Here is a 13,461-nt window from a genome sequence, read left to right as displayed (position 1 = left end):
TGCGGGATCCATGCTGATGAGCCATCGCCGGGTCTTGACAGGGATCGTTGCCGCGATGGTCATTGCCATGGGCGTTCAGGATTGCCCCGCCGCCGCCCAACCTCACGGGGCGGCGGTGGAGATTCGCCAGTATTCGATTCCGGCGGGGCCGCTGGACAACGTACTCATACAGTTTGCGACGGCGTCGAGGATTGACCTGGTCTTCGAGGCCGATGCGCTGCGGAGGCATCAAAGCGCCGGATTGACGGGGCGCTATTCGGCCCTGGATGGCATTCGCAAGCTGCTGGATGGCACTGATTACCAGGTGGTGGATCTGCGTGACGGTGGCTATCTCATCCGCCATCGTTCGCAAGCGGGGGATCGTGCGGAGGTGCCGCCGACACTGCCTATGGTGACGGTTACCGGTAGCGCCGGTCGCCATCCTGGCGCCACCGGCACGGAAAGCCCGTTTGGGTCCACGAACCTCGGCATTCTGGGACGAATGGATGCCATGGACGCCCCGGCAAGTACGAGGCGCTTCGATTCGCACGCCATCAAGGACAGCCAGGCGTACAGCGTCGCGGAGGTCGTCGAGAGCGACGCGTCGGTGCGGTCTGTCAGCAAGCCTGGCGGCATTCTCGACGCCTTCACGATTCGCGGATTCCCGTATAGCAACGGAAACTTTGGCGAAATCGCGTTCGACGGTGTCTATGGCATTGCCTCGAACTATCGGGTTGCGACGGGGTACGTCGAGAGAATCGAGCTTGTCAAGGGCCCGACCACGCTGCTGTATGGCATGTCGCCGGGGGGCAGTATTGGCGGCGCCATCAATATCGTGCCGAAGCGTGCAGGCGCCGATGACGTCACCGAAATCGGTGCGGACTACGGCTCTGCGGCGCAGCTTGGCACGTCTTTGGATGTGAGCCGGCGATTCGGCAGCGATCGCGCATTCGGGGTGCGATTCAATGGGGGGTATCGGGCAGGGGACACCGGCCTGGACAATCAGCATCGCAACGCCGGTTCGGGTGCCGTATCGCTGGACTATCGGGGCAGGCGTCTTCAGGCAAGCCTGGACATTGCCGGCCAGCACGAGACGATATCGGCGCCATTTCGGCTGGTTCATATTGTTCCTGGCATAGCCGTGCCGGAAGCCCCTGATGGGCATCGAAACATTTCCCAGCCCTGGGAGTCTTCCAGAATCAACGACGGTTCGCTGCTTGCGCGTGTGGCATACGACATTGACGCGCGTACGCAGTTGTTCGTCCACGCTGGCGGTGGCCGTACACGCGTGGCGCGTGTGTTTGCCATCACGCCCACGATCATCAATGAAGCCGGAGACGTCTCGGTATTCGATACCAACTACCGGTTCGAAGTCGCGCGATCGAGCGCGGAAGCTGGTGCCCGGTGGAATTTTGGAACCGGGCCAGTGAATCACCGGCTCTCGTTGTCTGTGAGCGGCTATAAAGACCAACTGAATCGAGGGCTGGTGAACTCCTCGCTGACGTCCATCACCAACCTTTACAACCCCGTGGAATTGCCGCCCCAATGGATCCCCGAGCCTGCCAGCGTACCAAAGGTCTCCGCGACCTATCTGTCGGGAATGTCGCTCGTGGACGCTGTGACCATGATGGAAGACGCCTTGCGGTTCACGGCGGGTCTGCGATATCAGCGGATTCGTTCCGATAACTTTGACCCGGAAGGGACCGTTGTCGCTCACTACGACAAGGCCGCCGTATCGCCCATGCTCGGGATCGTGTGGCGGCCAGGCCAGCGGGTCTCGCTCTACGCAAATCGGGTCGAAGGATTGAGCAAGGGGGAAACGGCTCCGACCAGCGCCACCAATGCAGGCGAAGTGCTCGCCCCGTATCGCTCGACCCAGTATGAGGTCGGTGTCAAGCTCGCACAAGGCACCACGGCTGCCAGCCTGAGTGCTTTCCAGATCAGCAAGGTCAGTGGGGTGATGGCCGGGGGGCGCTTTACCGCCGATGGCGAACAGCGCAATCGCGGCCTGGAATTCGGGTTGCGCGACGAGATTGTCCCTGGCATACGGGTAAGCGCAAGTGCGATGTGGCTCGATGCCAGGATTTCGGAAAGCGCCGAGTTGTCCGGCAAGACGCCCATTGGCGTGCCGTCCTGGCAAGCCAATCTGGGAGGGGAGTGGGACGTGCATGGGATCGCCGGGCTGACGCTGTCCAGCAGCCTGGTGTACACGGGGCCGCAATACGTGGATTCGGCCAACACGCAACGAATCCCCTCCTGGACCCGTTGGGACATTGGAGTGCGCTATCGCCTGAATGGCGGTCAATACCCCACGACCGTGCGTCTTGCCATCCGAAACGTACTGAATCGGCCGGGGTGGGTGGCGGTCGACGCTTATGGCGGGCTGGCTCAGGCTGACCCACGCACAGTGCTGGCATCGGTATTCGTCGGCTTCTGAGGTTTCTCCACGCCGCAGGGTAGGGCGCCTCGGAAGCGCGCCTGCGCTACGGTGCTGCGTCGAATGCGCAGCGCATGAGGCGAACCTGGTTGCGGCGACGCTCATGCCCTGCAATGCTCGTGCTTCGCTTGCGGATGAGCAATGACTACATGTCGAACTGTGCCGACAGCCAGACCGTACGCGGCCGGCCAGGCCATGCACCATTGATGCTTGGGTCGCCCGCAGCCCAATACCGCTTGTCCGTCAGGTTCTGGATAGTCAGGGCAAACGTCGTGCGGTAGCTGGCGAGTCTCGTCGTGTAGCGAGCACCGGCGTCGAACCGCGTGTAGCCAGCCATCCAGCTGGTGTTCTGGGCGTTCAGGGCGCGGCGGCCGACGTAGTACACCCCGCCATTCACGCTCAGGCCGGGCAAGGCAGCGATTCGGTAGTCCAGATACGTGCTCGCCTGGAAGTTCGGCACATCGGCGATGCGCTTGCCAGCCACGGTCGGATCGCCGGGGTTGTCGGCTTCGGTATGAAGGAAGGCGAGTCCGCTCACAATCGACAATGCGCTGCCAATTCTTCCGTTTGCCGTCAGTTCCACCCCCTGGTGGCGCTGTACGCCACCCTGAACCGTAAAGTGGTCGGCGTTGACGTATTGCAGGGTCTTCTCGAGACGGAAGATGGCCCCGGTCAGCAGAAGGTTGTCAGTGACGCGGGATTTGACGCCAAACTCGTATTGCTTCGTCTTGAGCGGTGCAAGGTTCTCTCCCGCATTATTGGTGTCGTATCCTGCCGGCCCGGGCTGTTCGAAGCCTTCGGCGTAGCTGACATAGGTCGACAGGCTCGGCAAGGGTTTGAAGGTAAGCGCGAAGGATGGCGCATTGACGCTTGCTTCCTGCGTCGTATTGTTGCCGGATGCCGGGAAGCTGTCGTTCTTGTAGCGGATATGGCGCAGGCCGAGCAGCACATCCCACTTCGGCGTGAGAGAGATCACGTCGCTGACAAACACGCTGGGCTGGTAGTTCCTGGAAATATTGTGTTTCGGAAACGTGAGATTCCCCGGCGCCGGCGAGTACACAGGCTGATAGATATTGCCGACCGTCGTGTCAAGGACCGTGAAGCCCGATTCCACCGCCTCGAAGTTCCGCGTCGAAAAGCCTGCAACGAGCTGGTGGGCAATCGGTCCGGTCTTGAACTTGCCGGTAACGTAGGTGTCGGTGGAAAGGACCCGGAAATTCTGGTCCGGATTCAGGTAGATGTCGCCGGAAAGGATGTCTCCGTTCCTGGCAACGTTGTAGATGTCCGGAAACGCCGCGACCCGGGCGTTATAGGACTGGGCTACGCGGCTGGTGACCTTCCAGTCTTCGTTGAACCGGTAGTTGAAATCGGCGCCAATATTGTAGGTCCTGGTTTCGTACTGCAACCAGGGCTGACCAAGCAGAATGCGAGGATTGACCGGCGATGGCAGTGTCCCATCGGCGTAGGGACCAATGGCCGGCTGAGCGGCGATCTTGCGGTTCTGAAAATCGAAATTCAACTGCAGCAGCGCCTGGGGGGTGATGGCCCAGTCGAACGCGCCCGCAATGAAGGTCCGCGAGGTATCGCCGTTGTGCCCGAAGTCGCCAAGCTTTTCGCCAGCGATATTGAGCCGGTAACCGAAGCGACCGTCGCCCAGCGGGCCGCCGATGTCGGCGCTGGCGTAGTAGCCATCGTGATCGCGGATACCAGTTTTGACGCTGGCAAACCGGTCGCGTGTCGGACGCTTGATGACGTAGTTGATGGTGCCGCCCGGCGAGTTGATGCCGTAGAGGAAGCCGGACGGGCCTTTCAGTACGTCGATTTGCTCGATGTTCTCGAGCGGAATTTCATAGTATGGAGCGACCGACATGCCGTCGCGCCGAATCGTGTTGGTCCAGTCCACGAAGAAGCCGCGAATCCGCACCGTCTCGTAGGCACCAGCCTGGGTCGCGTCCTGAATCGACGGATCGTTCTTGAGGACGTCCATCAGGGTCCGGGCGTCCTGGCTGTTCATCAACTCCGCGTTGTAGGACTGAACGGAGAACGGTACCTCTTCTGGCTGCCGCTCGCCAAGCGCGCCCATATTGATGCCGGGGCTGGCGAATAGTGCCGGGCGGCTGCCCTGTACTTCAACGGTCGGGAGAGTCGTCCCGGAATTCTCCGGGGCGGACGCTGGCGCGGCGGCTATTTCCGGGGCCCCAATGGCATACGACTGCCCGCCCATATTGCGCGCAGCCATGCCGCTGCCAACCAGCAACTTGTCTAGTGCATCCGGTACGGAGAGCTTGCCGTTCACCGCCGGAGCCTGACGTTGCTTTGCCACGTCCGTCGCAAAGACGATGTTTGCCCCGGATTGACGCCCCAGTGCGCGGAGCGCCTGATCCAGTGGTTGCGCAGGAATATTGATGTCGTAGGCCTGGCGTTGCGCGACAGCATGGGTTGAGACGATCGCCATGGACGCCGCTGCTACCAGCCTTGGTGCGCAAGCGCCAAGCCCGGCTCCCCGGGCGCTGAAAATACCTGAGATCACGATTTCCCCTGATTGCTTGTTATTGGAAGCACCCGATTGGGTTGCTCAGGGGTTGGCGTATGTCGTCGCGGATGTGTTGATGTCTGTTACAAAAAATCTGCTATCGCTTCGAGATGGTGACAGTCCCATCGGAAAGTCGCGTTGCCGCGACTGGCAGGATGGCTGGCAGGGAGTCGATAAAGGGCTCGAGTCTGCTGATGTCGAAGTCACCCGACAGCCGGAGCGCGCCAACGTCTTCGTCGCGTATCCGTATCGGGGCAGTTCTGTAGCGTTGAAGCTCGGTAACAAGCTGCCGCAACGGCGTGCCGTCCAGGACGATGCGGCCCTCGACCCACGCCGTATTGTCGCGGTGCGTGGTGCGCTCGGCGATGGTGCCATCGGCGTCGACCTCGACGGCCCGGCCTGCCAGCAGCGTTACGGCTCGGGGAGCGCTGGTGGTGGATACGGCCACCTCCCCATCCAGTACGGAAACGTCCACGGCGCGGGCCGGGTCATCCGGGCGGCGGCGAACGTTGAATACTGTGCCGATGTCCAGGATGGTGGTGTTGCCGGCTTGCACGATGAACTTGCGCCACCCGTGGGATACGGTAAAGCGCGCCTCTCCCTGTTCCAGCAGAATGCGCTTGCTGCGCAGGTGGGTCTCGACCACCGCAACCGAATTGGTATTGAGTTGTATGGTCGAGCCGTCGCGGAGGGTCCAGGTCGTTCTTTCCCCGACGCGGGTTGCAATCTGTGTCGATTGCCATGCCGGATCCAATGTCCACAACGCGGCAGTCAATGCGCATACGGCGGCCGCCGTGGTTCCCGCGGCACGCCGGCGCCGACGCTGAACTTCGGCGCGCGCCTGCTTGAGCAAGGCATCCTTGCTCGGGTAATGCCCGCTGAGCGCGTCCTTGAACGAGGCCAACGGATCGCCAGGCGTCACAGGCGCCTCGGGCAATTTGGGCGGGTCAACACGTCTTTTCATCGACAAAGTGAGTTGGCGCGGTGGCGGATGACGCGGAGCATAGCTTGCGCTGCGGTGGTGGCTCATCATGGGCAGGACCGCTCGCCGTGCCGAAATCCAGTACGGGGCGCAGGGTTGCCCTCGCGCGCATGACGTGACGAGCGACCATATTCCTTGAAATGCCCAATGCCTCGGCAATGTCCGCCTGGGGCATGTCGTGAAGGCGATGTAGCAGGAAAACCTGCTGGCACCGGGGCGGCAAGGCATCGATGGCCTGGCGAATGCGCTCGAACTGCTGGCGCCAGAGAAGCTGTTCCTGCGGGCCTATCGTGTGGGCAGCGTCGGCGTATTGCGCTTCGGCTTCCGAGATCATGCCAGCGTGAGCGGTCTCCGCACGTTGACGGTCAATGGCGCGAAAGAGCGAAGCCCGGCGGAGTAGCGCCAGTGGCTGTCGGGCAGTCGTGCGGCTCGGGCGCTCCAGCAGTTGCAGGCACAGGTCGTGCACCACATCCCGCGCGAACGAGCGGCCTGAGAATCGCCGACGCACATGATCGACAAGGTCCTCGTAGTGACGGACCAGTGTCGTCAGCAAGGTCTGGTTCTCGGGGATTGGAGTCACGAGCGCGGGATGGCAGGACCGGAGCGGCAAATATCGAAATGATAAGCATTATCGTTGCGGAGCGCAGCTAGTTTCTGTCGCGCGTCGCATTTTTGACAACTCCACCCGGCAATATCGGCACCAGAGCCGGAAAAGGAGCGGCCCGATCCGCGTCCCGCCTCCTGTTCGGATACCAACTCCCGCCGCCGTCCGCATCCTCAATTTTGAGGATGTCGGGCTTGTGCCTCAAACAATAAGATCGCGACCGCGGTGCCGCTTGCGTACCGCGTGGGGGAGCGCTCGCCAGGCAGTCCGGCGAGCAAATAGCAGAAATACGCATAACAAGACAGGTCAAAAGGGAAATGAACCAAAAGAATCGGGTCCGGAAGTCGGGAGCAAGGGTGGCGCTGTGGGTCGCGCCCGCCATGATTGCCAGCGCAGTGTTGTCGCCGGCCAATGCCACGGACTGGGCAGCGCTCCAGCGAGGCTTCGAGGCGCTCAGGCCCATGGCGGAAAAGTTCGACCGCGACAACGAGAATCGCCGCCGCCAGCAGGAACAGGAAAACGCACGCAAGGAATCGGAGCGCCAGCGCCAGCAGGCAGCCGAAGCCCAGGCGAAGGCCGCGGAGGCGCAGAGAATGCAGCAGGAGCAGGCGTCCCGTGACGCGGCCGCCCAGCGCGAACTGGCAATGCTCGCACCGCCTCCGGAGTGGGCCGGCCTGCCGGTTCTGAATCGCCGTGTCCTCGACCGCAAGGGGGCCGCCGACAAGGCAGCGGACTTCGTTGTGAGTGGCGCGACTTCGAAGCTCTACTTTTCGGATGATGGCTCGGTGGCCGTCTACGTGAACAACGGCCGGCAGCTTGTCGCACGAAACATGGCGACCGGCGCCGAGCAGGTGCTGCGCTCGAATTTCTCGACAGAAGGCTTCTACTTCATCCACATCCTGGGCAACAAGTTCGTTTCGACGTCGGGCAATCTGAGCGACGTCATGGACCTGACGGGAAAATCCCTCGTGCCGGACGCGAAGCTGGCCGTCAAGATGGTCGGCAACCGGATGGTGGCGGCAGCGTATGACCCTGAGTCAGGAGCGGCGTCGGAATGCAAAGCCGTGCTGGAGTTCGATCTTGATGGCCGGCTACTGTCGCGCGTGGATATGGCGGGGCAAGGCTACAGTCGCTGCGATATCGTTGCCACGAACACGCAGCAGATCGAATTTGTTGCCTTGAACAACGCCACCGGCGAGATTGGCTACTTTGCCGGCGGCAAGAAAGTGTCGTTCGTGATGGGCGGCGACCACGGCAAAGTCAACAGCGCGGTGGCATTGCCAGGAGGGCTGGCGGCGGCCTACATCAACAAGGGCGACGAATCGCTGGAGACAGAGCTCTGGGACATGCGTGCCGGCAAGAAGCTCTGCACGCTCGCGAAGGACACCTACTTGTGGGGCACAAAGGGGCGCATCGTCAACTGGAAGCCGGCAACCGTCGTGGATCCGGCGACCTGCGGCTTGACGACCCTGAATGCCGGCGACATCGTCAGTCTTGAAGAAGACTACGTGACCATGTTCGACAAGTCGAATGGCGTCATGACGATCTACGACACGAAGACGATGCAAGTCGTCACGCGCATCACCACGACGGCCTCGGGGAAGCTCGGCGCCAAACGATTGAAGCGCACGAACGCGGTGGCGATCGGTCCGGACTACTTCACCAATGAAGGCGGCGGAACCACGCAGGTTTTCGACATGAAGACGGGCAAGTTGCTGCAAGAGGTGCCAGGCTGGCTGCATCATAGCGGAGCGGTGACGACGGACGATGCCAGGCGAAACGACAAGGGCGATGTGCGTTCGGTCAAGGTATGGCGACTGCAATCGACACCTGCCAACACGGAGCTCTTCAGGTTCGTCGAGGCACTGAAGAAGGATAAATACGAGACGGCGGCCGACTACCGCAATCGTCTGGCCAAGGCGTCCTACCCCTACCAGATTGACGTGGACGTGAAGGACTACCATGCGGACGGGTCGTACTTCGAGGCCCTGTACCAGGGCGTCACCGTTGGTGTGCCGATGGCGCCGGCCCTGGCGCGCAAGCTCGACGGCCAGGCCAGGCTGACGGTTCAGGGGCAACTGCGGGTGCTCGATGAGGAGTTCGTGATCCTGCGCAATGCCACCGTCAAAACGGCGGATGGCACGACAATCCCGGTTCCGGAGGCGAAGGTCCCTGCCCGCCGCCCGCAGACGAGCACGGCCAAGGGCCCGGACGCCACGGGCGCGGTGCAGCTCGCATCGGCCAATGGTGCCACCGGGGGTGTCATGGCCCTCAAGACGGGCGGCAAGGCAGGCTCCTGCACAGGTAACTTTGCCTATCTGTCGCCGCAAATGCCGGCCTTCACGGACGGCAACCTGGCTACCGTACGCAGTACCTTGCTTTCGCAGAATCTGGGAAGCCTGGCTGCGGAGCTGAAGACACAGGGCCGCAACGTTTCGGCACTGGATGAAGCGATCAACGAACACGAGCGCGTGGCGTCGGAGGCCGAGCAGACGGCAAACCAGACGTACGGTGGCCCCGGCACCTCGAACATCCAGCAGGCGAAGAATGGCACGCTGCCTCTCTCCTACCAATGCGATGGCATTCAGGGCTCATCGGTCTGCGCCTATATCATCAACAAGTGGTCGGCGCAGTTCTACCGCGAGGCGAAGTCCAGACTGAGCCAGTGCGCTTGAGCCGGCTCTCGCCATGAAGCAGAAAGCCCCACGCAATGCCGTCGTGGGGCTTTTTTTCGGTTGCGCGGCAAGGCGAGCGGTCTGCTGGCAGAGGATCAAGTGTCCGCTTGCGACTGTCGCGCGCTGCGCCAGGTCCGGTCCAGCACCATCCGGTACGAAAACCGCTCGGCCGGATGAACCGACCATGCCATCTCGATAAGGTTGCCGCTGCCGTCGCGATACTGACGGTTGATCCACAACCCGGCAGTGCCGGGCGGCATCCTGAGCAGTTCGGCAATATCGGGCGGGAGCGCGGCCGCATGAATGACCTGCTCGATTCGCGAGACGGACACATTGAACTGTTGCTCGATCAGGTGAAACACCGAGGCCTCGATGTCCTGCTCGGCACCGCGCACACCGCGGTAGTCAGGATGGACCCAAACCTCGTTGTAGCAGATCGGGGTATCGGACCCTTCGCCAGTGCGCACCCCCCGGATTACAAGCCAGAGCTGACCCTGATACGGATGGAGTACGGGGTCGGCGTCGTCGCCCACTTCGCGCAGGTCGCGCGACAGCACATGCATGCGCGTGGTCGCCGCGTACTGGAGCAGGTCGCCCACCTGGCCCACAGCCAGTTCGTAGCCTTGTTTGGCGCGGGCCGCCGTCACGACCGTGCCCACGCGCGGCGTACGCTTGATCAGTTCAAGCCTGACCAGCCGTTCGATGGCGGCGCGCACAGTGTGGCGGCTCGCCCCGAACTGCTTGCACAGTTCCATCTCGGTCGGGAGCTTGCTGCCCACCGGGTACTTGCCCGACTCGATTTCCGCCCGCAGGCTACGGGCCAGGGCGAGATAGCGGGGGCTGGCGTCGGCGCGCACGCTAGTGGCCGCGTCGGTAAAGTCGTCTGGGAGGGTGCCGCCTTGTTCCATGAATCGCAGTGCTGGCGTCAGGTGAAGTATTGGAACGGAGCATAGCCGGGACGAGTCGTGGCGGGCAAGCGCTGTCGTGCCGCCGTGTCATCGCCGTCAGCCGTCAAAGTCGGTTTTCCTGGCGGCTGGCCTTGCGCGGCCACCCCAGAACAGTAGTCCGGCCGCCAGCACGGGCACGCCCGCCAGCGCCAGGTATGCCACGCCGAGGCTGTTCACGCGCTGCGCGAAATAGCCGAAAGCAGCCGGACCGGATACCACGCCAAAATAGGTGCAGAACAGCGCGCCGCCCGTTACCGACGCCACGCGCCCAGGCGGGGCAAGCCGCGCTACCTCGCCCAGGTAGACGCCATTCCATCCAATCGCTGTCGCGCCGAGCAAGGCGGCCACCAGGCAGAGCGGCACCAGCGTCCACTGGGCCGTGAACATGCCCGTTGCCACGGTGCCCGCGCTCATCAGCACCGCCAACAGAATCAGCACACCACGCGGCGCGCGTGCCAGGTCCGCGAGATGACCCCACGCGATGCGCCCGGCAATGCCTGCACCCTGGGCAACCGCATAGATCAGGCCGGCCTGCGTCAGCCCGATGCCAATCTCGGTGGTCAGGTACGTCATCAGATAGCCGCTCACCGAGAGCTGGCAGGCCGAGAACAGCAACGAGACCGCGGCCATCGACCGCAGGCGGCGATCGCCCAGCACATCGCCGAACATCTGGCGCAGGTTCGCCGCCAGCACGAAGCCGCCGGACGCGGCATCGTCGTGTGTGGCCCGCAACGGCTGGCTCAGCATGGCGATGGCGAGCGCTGTTGCCGCGAGCGCGCCGAATGCGGCCTGCCACGACGTAAGGGTGGCCAGCGGAGGCAGCACGGCGCCGGCCAGCAGGCCCCCGAGCGGCACACCCGTCTGCTTGAGCGAGAACACGAAACCCATGCGCCCGGCCGAAGTGGTGCGCGCAAGGATCTGCGAACTGGCGGGCGTGATCGGGCCGTAGCCCAGGCCGCTGGCAAGCGCGGCCAGCGGCCGCAACTCCGGCACGCCGGTCGCCAGCATGCCGAGTGCCGCCGCCTGGGCCACCAGGCCAAGCTGCGACGCGCGTACCGGCCCCCATGCCCCGACCATTCCGGCGCCGGCCAGGCTGCCGGCCATGCCGCCCACGTAGACCAGCGACAGGAACAAGCCGACGCTGGTCAGCGTCACGCCGGGGATCGCGGGCGCCAGCACCGCGAAAGACAGCGTGGCGGCCGTTGCCAGCATCTGGATGGCCAGCGTGCTGGCTAGCATGAGCGCTGGCCGGCCAGCGGCGGGCAGGGCAGCGGTCATGAAGCGTGACGCTTGTCGAAGGCCCACACCGATTCGAAGTCCATCAACGTGTTGAAGCGCGGGAAGTCGTAGAGCTGCTCGCCAATGCCCAGCGATGTGCGGTTCGCCTGGAGATGGCCGTAGACGTTCTCCAGCGCCTTGCCCATCGCCAGGAAACCAACCGCCGGATAGATGGCGATGGCAAAGCCCATCTGTTCCAGCGTGTCGGCGGGCAGTACCGGGGTGCGGCCGGTTTCCACCACGTTGACCAGCAGCGGCAGGTCGAAGGTGCGGCCGATGATCTCCAGTTCCTTTTCCGACTCGGGCGATTCGACGAAGAGGATGTCGGCCCCCGCCTTCGCATAGGCTTCGGCACGGCGCAGCGCTTCGTCCAGCCCCAGCGTCGTGCGGGCGTCGGTACGGGCCAGGATCAGGAAGTCGCGGCTTTGGCGCGCTTCCACGGCAACCTGGATCTTCCTGACCATGTCCTCGACCGGAATCACCCGGCGGCCCGGTGTATGGCCGCATTTCTTCGGGAATTCCTGGTCTTCGAGCTGGATCACGCTGGCACCCGCGCGCTCGTAGCCGCGCACCGTGTGCGCGACATTGAGCAAACCGCCATAGCCGGTATCGCCGTCGCAGATCATCGGCACCGTGGCCGCCGAGCAGAATGCGCCCACGCGGTTGACCATGTCGGTGTAGGTGGCAAGCCCAGCGTCGGGCAGGCCCAGGTACGACGCAACGGTGCCGTAGCCGGTCATGTAGAGGCAGTCGAATCCCATGCGGGTGGCGATGCGCACCGAGATCATGTCGAATACGCCGGGTGCTGCGATCAGGCGCTTGCGCGCGAGCAGTTCGCGCATCGACGGGCGGGTGGTGGGCTGGGAAGGTGTGGCGGTCATCAGGCGGCTTCCTTGACGGGATAGATACGGAGTTTCATGCCGTGGGCGTTTGCCATGCGGGCTTCGAAGGCACGGATCTCGGGCGTGATGCCGATGCCGCGGAATCCGCCGCGCACGCACGCGGCGTCCACGTCCTTGTAGGCATCGAGCCAGCCCAGTGGCAGCGGTTGCGCCTGCGGCAGCGACAGCCACAGGCGGAACAGATGCCGCTTGCGCTCCGGCTCGGGGTGGTCCTCGTACTCGGTGCGCGAATGCAGCACGATATGGTTGTTCAGCAACTGGATGTCGCCCGGCTGCAGGTCCATGTCGTAGCGCAGATCCTCGCGCGCCAGCAGCGCGTCGAACAGGTCGAGGGCCTCGGTCTGTTGCGGTGACAGGCGCGGCACGTCAGGAAAGCTGGCCTGCGCGCCCTTGATGTGGTTGCGGATGTGGCGGCAGGCGAAATGCCCGTCGCGCACCCCGAAGATCGGTGCGGCGTACCACGGCGCTTCCTCGGGCGCCTGTTCTCCCTGCCGGCTGAAGATCAGCGGCTTGTACAGCTCGGCGGCCAGGTCGGGGCGCAGCCGCACCAGTTCGTTGTGCGCGGCGATCGAGCTGGTGATCAGGCTGGAGCCGCCCGACTTTGCCGTGCGCACGCAGAACAGCCCCACCATGTCGCTGCCATCGGCGTGGAAGTCCAGGCCCGAGCGCGTGTTGTAGCCGCGCCCCGTGTTGGAGCGGTAGGTGCCGCCCGCATCGCGCACATCCGATACGAACTGGCTCATCTTGCCTTGCGGGCGTGCCACGCCCAGCAGCAGGCCGATGCCCCAGAACAGCTTGCGCAGCGCATCGGTGTCCCACCGGTCGACCGGGAAGCCGCGCAGCAGCTTGAGTCCGAAGCCGCCCTGCGTTTCGTCGATCAGGGCCACCAGGCGGCGACGCACGCGAGCATCGAGCGGAAAATCCTCGATCGACATGTCGAACATGTTCTTGCCGGTAGCCAGCGCATGGCGCAGCGCGTGTTCGAGCGCCGCGACTTCATCGGCGTCCAGCACGTGAATCCAGCCTTGGTCGCGTTCCATGTCGGCGCGTGTCCAGCCTCCCGGCACCGGGCGGATCGTATCGCTGGAGGGAATGTCGTTCGTGTTCGTGTTCATATGCGCTTG

General features: G+C 63.6%; 9 protein-coding genes. 2 read left to right on the top strand and 7 right to left on the bottom strand.

Features of this window, described 5'->3' with window-relative positions:
- Window positions 1-10: 10 nt before the first annotated feature.
- Complete coding sequence (locus ACOABP_RS20065) at window positions 11-2,416, top strand: TonB-dependent siderophore receptor (protein WP_474229752.1); 2,406 nt, start codon at window positions 11-13, stop codon at window positions 2,414-2,416.
- 145 nt (window positions 2,417-2,561) lie between these two features.
- Here the strand turns inward: ACOABP_RS20065 and ACOABP_RS20060 are convergent, their stop codons facing one another.
- The 3 genes from ACOABP_RS20060 to ACOABP_RS20050 all read right to left on the bottom strand — a co-directional run bounded on the left by ACOABP_RS20060 (window position 2,562) and on the right by ACOABP_RS20050 (window position 6,484).
- Window positions 2,562-4,871: a TonB-dependent siderophore receptor gene (locus ACOABP_RS20060; protein WP_474229750.1), complete on the bottom strand. Its 2,310-nt coding sequence runs from the start codon at window positions 4,869-4,871 to the stop codon at window positions 2,562-2,564.
- A 175-nt stretch (window positions 4,872-5,046) separates the two neighbouring features.
- Window positions 5,047-5,853 (bottom strand): FecR family protein, encoded by an 807-nt coding sequence (locus ACOABP_RS20055; protein WP_474229748.1) that lies wholly within the window; start codon window positions 5,851-5,853, stop codon window positions 5,047-5,049.
- Window positions 5,854-5,896: 43 nt separating this feature from the next.
- Window positions 5,897-6,484: an RNA polymerase sigma factor gene (locus ACOABP_RS20050; RefSeq protein WP_474229747.1), complete on the bottom strand. Its 588-nt coding sequence runs from the start codon at window positions 6,482-6,484 to the stop codon at window positions 5,897-5,899.
- 368 nt (window positions 6,485-6,852) lie between these two features.
- Between ACOABP_RS20050 and ACOABP_RS20045 the strand changes: the two genes are divergently transcribed.
- Window positions 6,853-9,210, top strand: a complete 2,358-nt coding sequence (locus tag ACOABP_RS20045; RefSeq protein ID WP_474229745.1) for a YncE family protein — start codon at window positions 6,853-6,855, stop codon at window positions 9,208-9,210.
- Window positions 9,211-9,305: 95 nt separating this feature from the next.
- Here the strand turns inward: ACOABP_RS20045 and ACOABP_RS20040 are convergent, their stop codons facing one another.
- The 4 genes from ACOABP_RS20040 to ACOABP_RS20025 form a co-directional block, all read right to left on the bottom strand.
- Window positions 9,306-10,118 (bottom strand): GntR family transcriptional regulator, encoded by an 813-nt coding sequence (locus ACOABP_RS20040; RefSeq protein WP_474229744.1) that lies wholly within the window; start codon window positions 10,116-10,118, stop codon window positions 9,306-9,308.
- 96 nt (window positions 10,119-10,214) lie between these two features.
- Window positions 10,215-11,435, bottom strand: a complete 1,221-nt coding sequence (locus ACOABP_RS20035) for an MFS transporter (RefSeq protein WP_474229743.1) — start codon at window positions 11,433-11,435, stop codon at window positions 10,215-10,217.
- On the bottom strand, window positions 11,432-12,277 hold the full coding sequence (locus ACOABP_RS20030; RefSeq protein WP_474230462.1) for an isocitrate lyase/PEP mutase family protein: 846 nt from the start codon (window positions 12,275-12,277) through the stop codon (window positions 11,432-11,434). The genes ACOABP_RS20035 and ACOABP_RS20030 overlap by 4 nt, the downstream gene beginning before the upstream one ends.
- 38 nt (window positions 12,278-12,315) lie before the next feature.
- Window positions 12,316-13,452 (bottom strand): TauD/TfdA family dioxygenase, encoded by a 1,137-nt coding sequence (locus ACOABP_RS20025; protein ID WP_474229741.1) that lies wholly within the window; start codon window positions 13,450-13,452, stop codon window positions 12,316-12,318.
- Between the last annotated feature and the right edge of the window lie 9 nt (window positions 13,453-13,461).

The organism is Cupriavidus sp. HE11 (genome assembly GCF_056097175.1).
Note: the sequence above shows the minus strand (reverse complement) of the source record. Positions and strands in the feature narration are given on the sequence as shown.